The organism is Streptomyces sp. SudanB5_2050, assembly GCF_964272335.1.
In the GTDB taxonomy this organism is placed as follows: domain Bacteria; phylum Actinomycetota; class Actinomycetes; order Streptomycetales; family Streptomycetaceae; genus Streptomyces; species Streptomyces rochei.
This window is the reverse complement of sequence record NZ_OZ186760.1, coordinates 2,774,435-2,788,645: the sequence shown is the minus strand read 5'-3', so window position 1 is coordinate 2,788,645 and position 14,211 is coordinate 2,774,435. Positions and strand designations below refer to the sequence as shown.

Here is a 14,211-nt window from a genome sequence, read left to right as displayed (position 1 = left end):
GTCAGAAGCCGTGCGGCAACCACGGCGCGACGTCCGACCCGAACGCCACCGACGCCTCCGCCAGCGCCCCCGGCCGCAGCTGCCGCACCCGCCCGGCCGCGCCCAGCGACGTGAGGCTCACGCCCCCGAGGTACGCCGCCCCCAACTCCCGTACCGACAGCGCCAGGTCGGCCGCGTCGGACGTACGCTCGCAGGACGCGCCCTTCGGGTCCCCGCTCAGCCGCCAACGCCCCGCGTTCCAGGGGCAGAAGGCGTCCTCGACCTCGAACACGACGTCCACCGGCGCCTGGTAGGTCCGCGCCGAGAGCGCCGCCCCCACGTCCACCGGCCGCACGTACAGCGCGTCCCGCAGCACGGGCCGGCACCGCCGCAGGTCCGACACCTGGTTCTGCCACCCCTCGTCCACCGGCCGCCCCCGCACCGCCAGCGTCGACGTCAGGTCGACATCGAAGAGGAAGCGCCACAGCGCCGCCTCGGTCACCGGGTCCAGCCCGGCCAGGTCCTTGAGCACCACCGTGCCGTCGGGCCCCTCGTTCCCCCAGGCCGGCCGCACCCGGAACCGCGCGTACCCCGTGACCTCGCCGTCCCGGCGGGCGAGCACGCACTGCAGCGGCGAGGCCCCCTCCCGCTCGCTCTCCGGGTCCAGCAACCCGAGCCGTTCCCAGCCGGGCCGGCGGGCCAGCATGCCCGGCCGGCCGGGCACCAGCCGCGCGTAGACCGCCTCGCACTCGTCGAGCACCTCACCGGGCGCGGCATACCGCAGCCGCACGTCGTCCGTGCCGTCCGGCACCGACAGACGCACCCGGGCCGTGTCGATCTCCGCGTTGACCTGGAAGGTCGCGGCGCCGTAGCCGAACCGGCCGTAGATCGCCGGCTCGGAGGCCGTCAGCACGGCCAGCGGCTCGCCCAGCGCGCGGACCTCGTCCAGTTGGCGCCGCATCAGCGACGTCAGCACGCCCCGGCGCCGGTGCGTGGCGGCCACGCCGACCATCGTGACGCCCGCCGCGGGCACCCGGGCACCGCCGGGCACCGTCGTCAGGAAACTGAACGACCCCGCCGTACCGACGCACTCACCGCCCTCCCAGACCCCGAGCGAGCGGTCGGGCTCGGTCAGGGAGCGGTACAGCTCCAGTTCCTCGGCCGACTCCGGAACCCCGCCGAAGGCACGGACCAGCGTCGCGTACCACGTGTCCCACTCGCTCCGGCGCAGGGTCCGCAACTCGGTTCCCCGGGTGCCGCTGTCATCGCTCATGAGCCATGCGTATCAGGGACGCCGAGGACGGGCGAGGCAATTTCCGCCAGGTTGCGGCGCGCGGGCCGTTCGTGAAGTTCACTGTGAAGTCGGGCCTCGGACGGGGGACAAGCAGGGCCTCCCGTGCCAAGGGCCCGGTCCGATGGATAGGGTCCCGAACTAATGGCAGCAGGACGACAGCGGCGCGCGGAGGCCGAGACCTTCACGGCCCGGTGGAAGAAGCAGTGGCACCGGGCCCGCGTCGGCATGCGCAGATCCGCCGTCGACTACTTCCGCGGCGACGGCTCCGACTGGATCGCACTGGCCGGACTCCTGCTGACGATCCCCGTGATCGCGGCCACCACGATGATGAACAGCGTGTGGTGCGCGCCCGCCGCCCTGGTCCTGCCGATCGTCGCGGGCGGCCTGCTGCTGCGCCCGGCGAGCCTGCTCGGCCTGTACGCGGCGGCGGCCACGGCACTGATCGTGGAGTCCGTGCAACTGGGCCCGTACACCGAGGGCCCCTCCCGGGTCACCCCCGGCGTGGTCCTGGTCGTCGCGGCCTGCGGATTCTTCGGGCTGCTGGTCGCGCAGTTCCGCAGCCGGGTCGGCGTGCCCTGGCGGCGCGGCGGCACCATGCTCTTCGACCTGCGCGAACGCATCCGGGTGCAGAGCAAGCTGCCGGGGCTGCCGCAGGGCTGGCACCGCGAGATGGCGCTGCGCCCGGCCGGCGGCCAGTCCTTCTCGGGCGACTTCGTGGTCGCGGCCCGCACCAACGGCGGGCGGACGCTGGAAGTGGTCCTCACCGACGTCTCCGGCAAGGGCATGGACGCGGGCTCGCGCGCCCTGCTGCTCTCCGGCGCCTTCGGCGGACTGCTGGGCAGCCTGCCGCCGCACGCCTTCCTGCCGGCCGCCAACGGCTATCTGCTCCGCCAGGACTGGGACGAGGGCTTCGCCACCTCCATCCACCTCGTCCTCGACCTCGACTCCGGGGACTACGAGCTGTACTCCGCGGGACATCCGCCGGGCCTCCAGCTCAGCGCCGGCACCGGCCGCTGGGAGGAGAAGTCGGCCGAGGGCCCGCTGCTCGGCGTGTACGACGGGGCGCAGTTCGACCCGGTGAAGGGATCGCTGCGCCCCGGGGACGTGCTGATGCTGTTCACCGACGGCCTGGTGGAGACCTCCGACCGCGACATCGCCGAGGGCATCGACCGGCTGACCGGCGAGGCCGACCGCTATGTCGCGGGCGGCTTCCACGGAGCCGCCTGGCACCTGATCGAGGCGGTGGCCAAGGACGTCAACGACGACCGGGCCCTGCTGCTGATCTGCCGCGAGGGCCCGACGGCCCAGGTCGCGGCGGCCCGGACCGACACGGCTCGGGCCGACACGGCCCGGACCACGGCGACCGGCACCTCCACGACGACGCGGTGACACACTGAATCCCGTGTCTCCCACCACACCTTCGCCGTCGACGCCGCCCACCCCCTCCGCCCGGCTCTCCCTGACGGAGGTGGAGGCCGTCGCCCGCGCCGCCCACGCCGGGCAGACCGACAAGGCGGGCCGGCCCTACGCCGAGCACCTGCGGGCCGTCGCCGAGGGCGTGCGGCGGCGCGGCGGGGACGACGAGCAGATCGCGGCGGCCTGGCTGCACGACGCCGTGGAGGACGACGCGCTGTCCGAGGACTGGCTGCGCGAGGCCGCGCTGAGCCGCCGCACCAAGGACATCGTCCTGGCCCTGACCAAACGGCCCGGGGAGCCCCCGGAGGCGTACGCCGCGCGCATCCTCGCCACTCCCGGTGCGCCGCTGGTCAAGGAGGCGGACCTGGCGCACAACGCCGATCCGGCGCGGCTCGCGGTCCTCGACGGACCCACCCGCACCCGACTGACCGAGAAGTACGCACGGATGCGCGCACTCCTCGGTCGGGCCGACGGCGACGCCCGAACCGGCCGGACCGCCGGGACCGGCCGCACGGACCGGACGGACTAGGCGGAGACCTTCTCGGCGGCCTCGACGGGTGTGCGCGTCGCGCCCGCCCCGCCGCCCGCCGGCTGCTCCCGGTGCTCGCGGCCCCGGGCGGCCTCACCCGGGTCCCGCCGGAACGCCCAGTCCATCCTCGGCTCCACCACGTACTTCAGGACCCGCTGGAACAGCTTGGTGCACAGCACGGTGATCAGGGCGGCGCCCAGCACGGTGATCGCCACTTCGCCGAGCGGGGTGTCCCAGGCGGCGCCGTGGAACCAGCCCGAGAAGGTCCCCTGCTTCACCACGAAGCCGTGCAGCAGGTAGCCGTAGATCGTGCCCGCCCCGAGCGCGGTGAACCACATGCGCCGGCCCGGCACCCAGGCGAAGAAGCACGCGGTCAGCACCAGCGAGCACCCGAAGAGCGCGAGCGTCACCACCGGCCCGGACCACCACGGGGCTCCCGTGGCCTGGACGGCGGCGTTCCGGTAGAACCAGCCGGTCTCCATGCGGGGCACCGACCACCAGGCAACGGCCACCGCCACCGCGACCACCGGCACGGACGCGATCCGCGCCGAGCGGCGCCGCACCAGCCGGAAGTGCTCGGGGCGCAGCAACAGGCCCAGCACGAAGCACGGCAGGAACTGCAGCACCCGCTGCATGTTCAGGTCGTTGCCGATGCTCGGCGTCACGGAGGCCAGCGCCGCGATCGCCAGGGCGATGGGCAGCGGCCAACGGACCGTCTGCCACAGGGGGGTGGTCAGCCGCCAGACGAACAGCGCGCACAGGAACCACAGGAGGTAGGTGGGGTCCAGCAGGCTGATCTCGTTGGAGGGGTCCTCGGCGAAGCGGCGGTGCAGCGCGTAGCCGACCTCGAAGACGAGGTAGGGGACGGCGACGCCGGTGATCAGGCGTTTGACCCGCTTGGGGCTCAGGTCGAAACTGCGGGAGAAATAGCCGGAGATGATGATGAACGCCGGCATGTGGAACGTGTACAGGGCCCGGTACAGGGCCTCCACGGTCCGGTTCCCGTCCAGGATCTGGCCCCAGGCGTGGCCGACGCCGACCAGCACGATCGCCAGGTACTTGGCGTTGTCGAAGAACGCGTCGCGCTGTCGGCCCGGCCGGGCCTGCGGTGGGGGTGGGGACGGGGTCGTCTTCCGGTCGCCGTGCGGTCGCAGCGAGCTCGTCATGCAACCCCCCGCCGGAAATTCGGCGAGTCGTCACAGGACCTCGCTGCTCTGGTGGGGGACGGGGCAGCGTTGAACATCTGAGGCACCCTAGCGTTCTCCGCGGGATTCCGTAAAACCTCCGACGTCATTCCCGCATTCGGATCCCGAGTGCCTGGCGAGTACCCCGAATTTCACCCGATCCGGCCCGGACGACGGCATGACCTCCGCCACAGTACGGAATGCCACCGTGGGCCGGACGGGCGTCCTGGGTGCCCAACTTGTCGTGACACGTCATGACTAAGCGGCGCATAAGGCCGGAGGCTGACTTCCCTGGAATGTCCGCTTCAATGATCCCGAGGAGGGCTCCGGGTGATCCTGTGATCTCCCTGTGATGGGCCTGTCGGTGTGTGTGCCGCGACAATTCGAAATATCCGCGAACGCGTTGTGTGGGCATCGAAACGAAGCCGCCGGAATTCCCCGCAAGGGTGCACTGTCGAATAACAGTGCGGAGAGGGATCACGGGGTGGGACGACGCGTGCCGGACCCCTCGCGATCCCCCGGAACCGGCCGACGATGCGTCACCCGCCGCATGACCGGGCCCGGTTGGTGGCACGATGGTCCTGGCGGGGGTGTGCGCGGGCGCACCGCCGGGCCGGGAGAGCGGACCGACCGAGGGTGTGATCTGTTGTGGCCATTTCACTGTCAGTGGTGCTGCTGTTGGCGATCATCCTGGTGGTGCTGCTGCGAGGAGGCTCCATCAAGGCGGGCCCGGCGATCGTCGCGGTCCTCTTCGGCTTCTTCCTCGCCTCGACGGGCATGGCCGACGACATCCAGCGGTTCCTGGACTCCATAGCGGACACGATCAACTCGATCCAGTTCTGACCGCACCCCCGGCTCCGGCCGGCCGGGCAGGTGAACGCACCGGCAACGGGCACGGGCCCCCGGAAAGCGATCAGGGCCAGGCGGAGGAATGATCCTCCGACCTGGCCCTGAGCCGTATGGAGCGGGCGACGGGAATCGAACCCGCGTAGCTAGTTTGGAAGACTAGGGCTCTACCATTGAGCTACGCCCGCACAGCGCGCGCCGCAGGTCGGTGACCGCGGCACTGCAGGCATCGTAGCGGGTCGCACCCCTTTCCCGCACACCCCTTCCGGTCCGCGCCGGACCCCCGCGGGCGCGTGTGCGGGCACCCGGGAAACCGCGCGTGCCCGATGCCTGGCGGCATGTACCCTACGTCTCGCACCAGACGGGGTGTGGCGCAGCTTGGTAGCGCGTCCGCTTTGGGAGCGGAAGGCCGTGGGTTCAAATCCCGCCACCCCGACCACGGACCCGGTCACCGGGTGATCGCCTTTTGGGCGGTGTAGTCGCTGCCGTTACTATGCAAGCTGCACGCCCGTGTGTCTCAGAGTCTGAAGTCTCCGGGCGGCGAATCCGCCGGGCGCCCCGCTGGCCCCGGCAGAATCCAAGAAGTCAGCCACCAAGGAGACCGAACCGTGAAGAGCGCCGTGGAGACCCTGAACCCGACCCGGGTTCGGCTCACTGTCGAGGTGCCCTTCGAGGAGCTCAAGGACAGCCTCGACGCGGCGTACAAGAAGATCAACCAGCAGGTCACGGTGAAGGGCTTCCGCAAGGGCAAGATCCCGGCCCGGGTCATCGACCAGCGGTTCGGTCGTGGCGCCGTTCTGGAAGAGGCCGTCAACGACGCGCTCCCGAAGTTCTACACCGACGCGGTCAACGAGGCCGAGCTGAACCCGCTGGGTCAGCCCGAGGTCGACATCACCGAGCTGAAGGACGGCGAGACGCTGAACTTCACCGCCGAGGTCGACGTCCGCCCGACCGTCGAGATCCCGGACTACTCCGGCATCGAGGTCGAGGTCGACGCCGTCGAGGTCACCGACGAGGACGTGGAGAAGTCGGTCGAGCAGCTGCGCGAGCGCTTCGCCTCCACCTCCCCGGTCGAGCGCGCCGCCGAGGACGGCGACGTGGTCACCATCGACCTGCAGGCCAAGGTCGACGGCGAGGTCCTCGAGGACGGCGTCGCCGACGGCGTCTCCTACACCATCGGCTCCGGCGAGCTGCTGGACGGCATCGACGACGCCGTGAAGGGCCTGGAGGCCGGTGGCGAGGCCACCTTCACCTCCGAGCTCAAGGGCGGCTCGGCGGCCGGCAAGGAGGCCGAGGTCACCGTCAAGGTCACCCAGGTCGCCAAGCGCGAGCTGCCCGAGCTGGACGACGACTTCGCGCAGCTCGCGTCGGAGTTCGACACGCTGGAGGAGCTGCGCGCCGACAGCCGCAAGCGCCTCGCCAACATGAAGCAGTACGACCAGGCCACGCAGGCCCAGGAGCGCGTCCTGGACAAGCTGCTCGAGCTGGTCGAGGTCCCCGTCCCCGAGAAGCTCCTCGAGGACGAGATCAACACCCGTAAGCACAACCTCGAGCACCACCAGCTCGGCCAGATGGGTCTGGACCTCGAGAAGTACCTCGAGATCCAGGGCAAGACCGCCGAGGAGTTCGAGACCGAGACCCGCGAGGCCGCGGTCAAGGGCATCAAGACCCAGTTCGTCCTCGACGAGCTGGTCAAGCAGGAGAAGCTCAACGTCAGCCAGGAAGAGCTGACCGAGCACCTCATGCGCCGTGCCGCCTCCTCCGGCATGTCCCCCGACCAGTTCGCCCAGGCCGTCGTCGAGCAGGGCCAGGTCCCGCTCCTCGTCGGCGAGGTCGCCCGCGGCAAGGCCCTGGCCGTCGTGGTCGAGAAGGCCACGGTCAAGGACACCAACGGCGAGATCGTCGACCTGGACGACGAGGAGGAGGAGACGGAGGCCGCCGAGGCCGCCGCCGAGTCCACCGAGTCCGGTGACGACAAGGCCGACGAGAAGGCCGAGGAGAAGACCGAGGGCTGATCACCCTCGAGCCGTCCCCGACGGATGTGAAACGGGCCCCGGACGACAGTGCCGGGGCCCGTTCGTCGTACGGCCCGAAGGCGGAAACCCGCGGCCGCGCCCCCCGCGGAGCGCTACGCCCCCGGCGAACACCCGCGGAACCGGGATGGCGCCGCAGGCCCCCCGCGTTAGGGTCCATGAATACGAGGGCAGGGGAGTCCCCGAAAGCGGCTCCAGCCCCGCAGGGAAACGTGAGACGGCCCGGCGCCGTCGTAAGACGAGCAGGTGGATTACGTGACGAATCTGATGCCCTCCGCCGCCGGCGAGCCCTCCATCGGTGGTGGCCTCGGCGACCAGGTCTACAACCGGCTGCTCGGCGAGCGGATCATCTTCCTCGGCCAGCCGGTCGACGACGACATTGCCAACAAGATCACCGCACAGCTGCTGCTCCTTGCCTCCGACCCGGACAAGGACATCTTCCTGTACATCAACAGCCCCGGCGGTTCGATCACGGCGGGCATGGCGATCTACGACACCATGCAGTACATCAAGAACGACGTGGTGACGATCGCCATGGGCCTGGCGGCCTCGATGGGGCAGTTCCTGCTCAGCGCGGGCACCCCGGGCAAGCGCTTCGCGCTGCCGAACGCCGAGATCCTGATCCACCAGCCCTCCGCCGGCCTGGCCGGTTCGGCCTCGGACATCAAGATCCACGCCGAGCGGCTGCTGCACACCAAGAAGCGCATGGCCGAGCTCACGGCCCAGCACACCGGCCAGACGGTCGAGCAGATCACCCGCGACTCGGACCGCGACCGCTGGTTCGACGCCTTCGAGGCCAAGGAGTACGGCCTCATCGACGACGTCATCGCCACGGCCGCCGGCATGCCGGGCGGCGGCGGCACCGGAGCCTGAGCCCTCCCGCGGGCCCCAGCGGGCCCAGGAGCGCGCCCCAGCCCGCCCCCAGCCGACGCCTCAGCCCTTTTCCAGGAGACACAGTGAACGACTTCCCCGGCAGCGGCCTGTACGACCGCACGCGCGCCGAGTACACCGGCCCGTCCGCCGAGTCCCGCTACGTGATCCCGCGCTTCGTCGAGCGCACCTCGCAGGGCGTGCGCGAGTACGACCCGTACGCGAAGCTCTTCGAGGAGCGCGTGATCTTCCTCGGCGTCCAGATCGACGACGCCTCCGCCAACGACGTCATGGCGCAGCTCCTGTGCCTGGAGTCGATGGACCCCGACCGGGACATCTCGGTCTACATCAACAGCCCCGGCGGCTCCTTCACGGCGCTCACGGCGATCTACGACACGATGCAGTACGTGAAGCCGGACGTGCAGACGGTCTGCATGGGCCAGGCCGCCTCCGCCGCCGCCGTCCTGCTGGCCGCCGGTACGCCGGGCAAGCGCATGGCCCTGCCGAACGCGCGCGTGCTGATCCACCAGCCGTACAGCGAGACCGGCCGCGGTCAGGTCTCCGACCTGGAGATCGCCGCCAACGAGATCCTGCGGATGCGCTCGCAGCTGGAGGAGATGCTGGCCAAGCACTCCACCACGCCGGTCGACAAGATCCGCGAGGACATCGAGCGCGACAAGATCCTCACGGCCGAGGACGCCCTCGCGTACGGCCTGATCGACCAGATCATCACCACCCGGAAGATGGACAACTCCTCTCTCCGCTAGGCGGGAGGCTGTATCGTCTGCCGCTCCTTGGCACGGTTTGACGCGATTCACGTCAAAGCGAACCGTGCCAAGGGGGGCCCGGACGGGGGGCCCGGCAAGGTACCGTCGGACATAAGGCAGCACCAGGAGTCCGCCGGTCGTTGACGTCACGTCGGCGGCCGGGCGTCTCCCAGGCGAAGGGGAAGCACACCGTGGCACGCATCGGTGACGGCGGCGATCTGCTCAAGTGCTCGTTCTGCGGGAAGAGCCAGAAGCAGGTCAAGAAGCTCATCGCAGGGCCCGGTGTGTACATCTGCGACGAGTGCATCGACCTCTGCAACGAGATCATCGAGGAAGAGCTGGCGGAGACCAGCGAGGTGCGCTGGGAGGAGCTCCCGAAGCCCCGCGAGATCTACGAGTTCCTCGAGGGCTACGTGGTCGGCCAGGAGGCCGCCAAGAAGGCCCTGTCCGTCGCGGTGTACAACCACTACAAGCGGGTCCAGGCCGGCGAGAACGGCGGCGCCCAAGGCCGCGACGACGCCATCGAGTTGGCGAAGTCCAACATCCTCCTGCTGGGCCCCACGGGCTCCGGCAAGACCCTCCTCGCCCAGACCCTCGCCCGCATGCTGAACGTGCCCTTCGCGATCGCCGACGCCACGGCGCTCACCGAGGCGGGGTACGTCGGCGAGGACGTCGAGAACATCCTGCTCAAGCTGATCCAGGCCGCGGACTACGACGTCAAGAAGGCCGAGACCGGGATCATCTACATCGACGAGATCGACAAGGTCGCGAGGAAGAGTGAAAACCCCTCCATCACGCGCGACGTGTCGGGCGAGGGCGTCCAGCAGGCCCTGCTGAAGATCCTCGAGGGCACCACGGCCTCGGTCCCGCCCCAGGGCGGACGCAAGCACCCGCACCAGGAGTTCATCCAGATCGACACGACGAACGTCCTGTTCATCGTGGGCGGTGCCTTCGCGGGCCTGGAGAAGATCATCGAGGGCCGGGCCGGCGCCAAGGGCATCGGCTTCGGCGCGCAGATCCGCTCCAAGCGGGAGATCGAGTCCAAGGACCAGTTCGAGCAGGTCATGCCGGAGGACCTGGTCAAGTTCGGCATGATCCCCGAGTTCATCGGCCGTCTCCCGGTCATCACCTCGGTCCACAACCTCGACCGCGAGGCGCTCCTCCAGATCCTGGTCGAGCCGCGCAACGCCCTCGTCAAGCAGTACGAGCGGCTCTTCGAACTCGACGGCGTGGAGCTGGACTTCGAGCGCGAGGCCCTGGAGGCCATCGCCGACCAGGCCATCCTCCGCCAGACCGGCGCGCGCGGCCTGCGCGCCATCATGGAGGAGGTCCTCCAGGGCGTGATGTACGAGGTCCCGTCCCGCAAGGACGTCGCCCGCGTCGTCATCACGGCCGACGTGGTCCTCTCCAACGTCAACCCGACGCTCATCCCGCGTGACTCGCGGGGACGGGGCTCGGGGGAGCAGAAGACGGCGTAGGCAACGGCAACGCGGAAGGGGCCCGGTCGACCGACCGGGCCCCTTCCGCGTTGTCGCGCGTCCGCGTCAGATCTTGACGCGGACCTCCTTACGGAGCTTGGCGGTGATGTCGGCCGCCCCCGCCGGGTCGGTCTTCTTGCCCGCCGCGATGTCCAGGAGGGTCATCGGCATGGCGAAGCCGAGCGTGCTGTGGTCACCCCAGGCGCAGTACGTCATGGTCATCGACTTCGGCTCGTTCGGGCCGCCGTCGGAGTTGTCGACCTTGGCGTCCTGGCACTTGAGGACGGCGCCTTCGAGGGAATCGGGCTTGTACTCCTTCGGTTCCCCGACGAAGGTCACCTCCTCGTCGCTGCTGTCCTCCTGGCTCTTCTTCTTCATGTGGGCGAACATCGCGTCGAGGGCTTTCTCCGGGTCCTCGATGGTGCCGTAGACGCCGAGGAACATGAGCTGCTTGCTCGCCAGCGGGTTCTCCTCGTTATTCGCCTCGTACGAGGCGCTCACGTCCTTGACGTCCTTCACCCCCCACTGCTCGGCGTCCTTCATGTCACTGGCGTCCATCGTGCCGCTTTCGCTCTCGGCCTTCTTGTACTCACCGAGCACCGTCGCCGGCGTCGTCAGCTTGTGCGGGCCGTCGTCGGCGATGTCCGAGCCGCCGCCGCTTCCGCCCCCGCCGAACACGAAGTACGCCCCCACGCCGATCGCCGCCACGACGGCGACCGCGCCGATGATCAGGCCCGTCTTCTTCTTCCCGCCGCCCGGCGCCGGGGGCTGGGGCATGCCGTAGGGCTGCTGGCCGTAGGGCGGCTGCTGGCCGTACGGGGCCTGCTGGCCGTAGGGCGGAGTCTGCGGCGGGACACCGCCCTGCTGGGGCTGCTGCGGGTAGCCGTAGCCCGGCTGCGGGGGAGGCGTCTGCTGGGGGTAGCCGTAGCCGGGCTGGGGGGCCTGCGGCGGCTGCTGGCCGTACGGCCCCGGCTGGCCGTACGGTCCGGGCTGCTGGGGCTGCCCGCCGTACGGGCCCGGCTGGTTCTGACTCATTTCTGGGTTCCCCTCCAGATGCTTACGTGGTGCTGACATCCTGACGCAGACGTGGCGTGCGCAGGTCACCGGGGGGCCGCACCGTTACAAAGGAAAGGCGTTTCGGGACAGGGCCGTGACGCCCGTAAACTGACCCCCGTGACCGAGAACACTCAGCAGCCGCAGCCCGCGCCCACCACCGAACTGCCGACCCAGTACACGCCGGCCGAGGTAGAGGGGAAGCTGTACGAGCGCTGGGTAGAACGGGGCTACTTCGAGGCGGACGCGGACAGCGAGAAGCCGCCGTACACCGTCGTCATCCCGCCGCCGAACGTCACGGGCAGCCTGCACCTGGGGCACGCCTTCGAGCACACGCTCATCGACGCCCTGACCCGCCGCAAGCGGATGCAGGGCTACGAGACGCTGTGGCAGCCCGGCATGGACCACGCCGGCATCGCCACCCAGAACGTCGTCGAGCGGGAGCTGGCCAAGGAGGGCAAGTCCCGGCACGACCTCGGCCGGGAGGCGTTCGTCGAGCGCGTCTGGCAGTGGAAGGGCGAGTCCGGCGGGCAGATCAGCGGCCAGATGCGCCGGCTGGGAGACGGTGTCGCCTGGTCGCGTGAGCGCTTCACCATGGACGAGGGCCTGTCCCAGGCCGTCCAGACCATCTTCAAGCGCCTCTACGACGACGAGCTGATCTACCGCGCCGAGCGCATCATCAACTGGTGCCCCCGGTGCCTGACGGCCATCTCCGACATCGAGGTCGAGTACCAGGACGACGACGGCGAGCTGGTCTCCATGAAGTACGGGGACGGGGACGAGACCATCGTCGTCGCCACCACCCGTGCCGAGACGATGCTCGGTGACACGGCCGTCGCCGTCCACCCCGAGGACGAGCGGTACAAGCACCTGGTCGGCAAGCTCATCAAGCTGCCGCTGACCGACCGCTCCATCCCGGTCGTCGCCGACGAGCACGTCGACCCCGAGTTCGGCACCGGCGCCGTCAAGGTGACGCCCGCCCACGACCCGAACGACTTCGAGATCGGCCAGCGCCACGACCTGCCCGCCATCGCGGTCATGGACGAGCACGCCGTCATCACCGCCCACGGTCCCTTCCAGGGCCTGGACCGGCTGGAGGCCCGCTCCGCCATCGTCGCCGCGCTGCGCGCCGAGGGCCGGATCGTCGCCGAGAAGCGGCCCTACGTCCACAGCGTCGGCCACTGCTCGCGCTGCAAGACCACCATCGAGCCGCGCCTGTCCATGCAGTGGTGGGTCAAGGTCGGCCCGCTGGCCAAGGCGGCCGGTGACGCCGTCCGCGACGGCAAGGTCAAGATCCACCCGCAGGAGATGGAGAAGCGGTACTTCGACTGGGTCGACAACCTCCACGACTGGTGCATCTCGCGCCAGCTGTGGTGGGGCCACCGCATCCCGGTCTGGTACGGGCCGAACGGCGAGGTCGTCTGCGTCGGCCCCGACGAGGAGGCGCCGAGCGGCGAGGGCTGGTACCAGGACTCCGACGTCCTCGACACCTGGTTCTCGTCGGGCCTGTGGCCGTTCTCCACCCTCGGCTGGCCCGAGCGGACCGACTCGCTCGCGAAGTTCTATCCGAACTCCGTCCTGGTCACCGGCTACGACATCCTCTTCTTCTGGGTCGCCCGGATGATGATGTTCGGCCTCTACGCGATGGACGGCACCCCGCCCTTCCACACCATCGCCCTGCACGGCATGGTCCGTGACCAGAACGGCAAGAAGATGTCCAAGTCCTTCGGGAACGTGGTCAACCCGCTGGACTGGATGGACAAGTACGGCTCCGACGCGCTCCGCTTCACCCTGGCGCGCGGTGCCAACCCGGGCGTGGACGTCCCGATCGGCGAGGACTGGGTCCAGGGCTCCCGGAACTTCGCCAACAAGATCTGGAACGCGACGCGCTTCGCGCTGATGAACGGCGCGACGGTCGACGGTCCGCTGCCGGACGCGTCGAAGATGTCCTCGACGGACCGCTGGATCCTGTCGCGGCTGAACTCGGTGGTCGCCGAGGTCGACGCCTACTACGAGGACTACCAGTTCGCGAAGCTCTCCGACGCCCTGTTCCACTTCGCCTGGGACGAGGTCTTCGACTGGTACGTCGAGCTGTCCAAGACCACCTTCCAGGCGGGCGGCGAGGCGGCCGAGGTCTCCAAGCGCGTCCTCGGCGAGGTCCTGGACGTCACGCTGCGGCTGCTGCACCCGGTCGTCCCCTTCGTCACCGAGACGCTGTGGACGACGCTCACGGGTGGCGAGTCGGTCGTCATCGCCGCGTGGCCGTCCGACTCGGGCTTCCGGGACGCCGACGCCGAGCGGGAGATCGAGACCGTCCAGTCGGTGATCACCGAGGTCCGCCGGTTCCGCGCCGACCAGGGGCTCCAGCCCGGGCAGCGGGTGCCGGCCCGGCTGACCCTCGCGGGCAGCGCGCTCGCCGCGCACGAGGCGGCCGTCCGGCAGCTGCTGCGGCTCCAGCCGGAGGGTGACTCCTTCACGGCGACGGCGACGCTGCCGGTGGCGGGGGTCGAGGTCGCCCTCGACCTCTCCGGGGTCATCGACTTCGCCGCGGAGCGCAAGCGGCTGGCGAAGGACCTCGCGGCCGCGGAGAAGGAGAAGGCGCAGGCCAACGCCAAGCTCGGCAACGAGGCGTTCCTCGCCAAGGCGCCGGACCACGTCGTGGACAAGATCCGGGGCCGCCTCGCCAAGGCGGACGAGGACATCGCCCGCATCCAGGCGCAGCTGGAGAAGCTGCCGCAGGCGTAGCCCTCCGAGACGCGGTC

The 14,211-nt window shown here is 70.1% G+C and carries 11 protein-coding genes and 2 tRNA genes; 9 read left to right on the top strand and 4 right to left on the bottom strand.

The features are described from left to right. Window position 1: 1 nt before the first annotated feature. Complete coding sequence (locus ACFZP7_RS12425) at window positions 2-1,252, bottom strand: GNAT family N-acetyltransferase (RefSeq protein WP_385634416.1); 1,251 nt, start codon at window positions 1,250-1,252, stop codon at window positions 2-4. A gap of 162 nt (window positions 1,253-1,414) precedes the next feature. Between ACFZP7_RS12425 and ACFZP7_RS12420 the strand changes: the two genes are divergently transcribed. Beyond that, window positions 1,415-2,662 (top strand): PP2C family protein-serine/threonine phosphatase, encoded by a 1,248-nt coding sequence (locus ACFZP7_RS12420; protein ID WP_385634415.1) that lies wholly within the window; start codon window positions 1,415-1,417, stop codon window positions 2,660-2,662. Window positions 2,663-2,675: 13 nt separating this feature from the next. Beyond that, window positions 2,676-3,218 carry an HD domain-containing protein gene (locus tag ACFZP7_RS12415; protein ID WP_175461424.1) on the top strand — a complete coding sequence of 181 codons (543 nt, stop codon included), beginning with the start codon at window positions 2,676-2,678 and terminating at the stop codon, window positions 3,216-3,218. On the opposite strand, the gene ACFZP7_RS12410 is transcribed toward ACFZP7_RS12415, so the two are convergent. After that, window positions 3,215-4,384 carry an acyltransferase family protein gene (locus ACFZP7_RS12410; protein WP_385634414.1) on the bottom strand — a complete coding sequence of 390 codons (1,170 nt, stop codon included), beginning with the start codon at window positions 4,382-4,384 and terminating at the stop codon, window positions 3,215-3,217. The genes ACFZP7_RS12415 and ACFZP7_RS12410 overlap by 4 nt on opposite strands. Window positions 4,385-5,050: 666 nt before the next feature. Here ACFZP7_RS12410 and ACFZP7_RS12405 point away from each other — a divergent pair. After that, a complete protein-coding gene (locus tag ACFZP7_RS12405; RefSeq protein ID WP_029393243.1) occupies window positions 5,051-5,245 on the top strand; it encodes a hypothetical protein in 195 nt (64 codons plus the stop codon). 117 nt (window positions 5,246-5,362) lie between these two features. On the opposite strand, the gene ACFZP7_RS12400 is transcribed toward ACFZP7_RS12405, so the two are convergent. Next, window positions 5,363-5,436, bottom strand: a tRNA-Gly gene (locus ACFZP7_RS12400). 174 nt (window positions 5,437-5,610) lie between these two features. Here ACFZP7_RS12400 and ACFZP7_RS12395 point away from each other — a divergent pair. From ACFZP7_RS12395 to clpX, 5 genes are all read left to right on the top strand, one after another. Then, window positions 5,611-5,687 (top strand) — tRNA-Pro (locus tag ACFZP7_RS12395). 169 nt (window positions 5,688-5,856) lie between these two features. Further along, window positions 5,857-7,263: a trigger factor gene (gene tig / locus ACFZP7_RS12390; RefSeq protein WP_385634413.1), complete on the top strand. Its 1,407-nt coding sequence runs from the start codon at window positions 5,857-5,859 to the stop codon at window positions 7,261-7,263. Window positions 7,264-7,548: 285 nt separating this feature from the next. Next, the gene (locus ACFZP7_RS12385) at window positions 7,549-8,154 is read left to right on the top strand and encodes an ATP-dependent Clp protease proteolytic subunit (protein ID WP_029393242.1); all 606 of its coding nucleotides are present in this window, start codon (window positions 7,549-7,551) and stop codon (window positions 8,152-8,154) included. A gap of 83 nt (window positions 8,155-8,237) precedes the next feature. After that, a complete protein-coding gene (locus tag ACFZP7_RS12380; RefSeq protein WP_019325396.1) occupies window positions 8,238-8,918 on the top strand; it encodes an ATP-dependent Clp protease proteolytic subunit in 681 nt (226 codons plus the stop codon). 191 nt (window positions 8,919-9,109) lie between these two features. Then, entirely contained in the window at window positions 9,110-10,396 is a 1,287-nt protein-coding gene (clpX, locus tag ACFZP7_RS12375) for an ATP-dependent Clp protease ATP-binding subunit ClpX (protein WP_019325395.1), read from the top strand. A 66-nt stretch (window positions 10,397-10,462) separates the two neighbouring features. Here the strand turns inward: clpX and ACFZP7_RS12370 are convergent, their stop codons facing one another. Then, entirely contained in the window at window positions 10,463-11,431 is a 969-nt protein-coding gene (locus ACFZP7_RS12370) for a hypothetical protein (RefSeq protein ID WP_385634412.1), read from the bottom strand. Between the two features lie 138 nt (window positions 11,432-11,569). On the opposite strand from ACFZP7_RS12370, the gene ACFZP7_RS12365 reads away from it, so the two are divergent. Further along, entirely contained in the window at window positions 11,570-14,194 is a 2,625-nt protein-coding gene (locus tag ACFZP7_RS12365) for a valine--tRNA ligase (protein WP_030972618.1), read from the top strand. Window positions 14,195-14,211: the final 17 nt, after the last annotated feature.

Excerpts from the sequence above, each read along its gene's own strand:
- ACFZP7_RS12410 (WP_385634414.1), bottom strand. The coding sequence starts at position 4,384 with ATGACGAGCTCGCTGCGACCGCACGGCGACCGGAAGACGACCCCGTCC.
- ACFZP7_RS12425 (WP_385634416.1), bottom strand. The coding sequence starts at position 1,252 with ATGAGCGATGACAGCGGCACCCGGGGAACCGAGTTGCGGACCCTGCGC.
- ACFZP7_RS12370 (WP_385634412.1), bottom strand. The coding sequence starts at position 11,431 with ATGAGTCAGAACCAGCCGGGCCCGTACGGCGGGCAGCCCCAGCAGCCC.
- ACFZP7_RS12385 (WP_029393242.1), top strand. The coding sequence starts at position 7,549 with ATGCCCTCCGCCGCCGGCGAGCCCTCCATCGGTGGTGGCCTCGGCGAC.
- ACFZP7_RS12420 (WP_385634415.1), top strand. The coding sequence starts at position 1,415 with ATGGCAGCAGGACGACAGCGGCGCGCGGAGGCCGAGACCTTCACGGCC.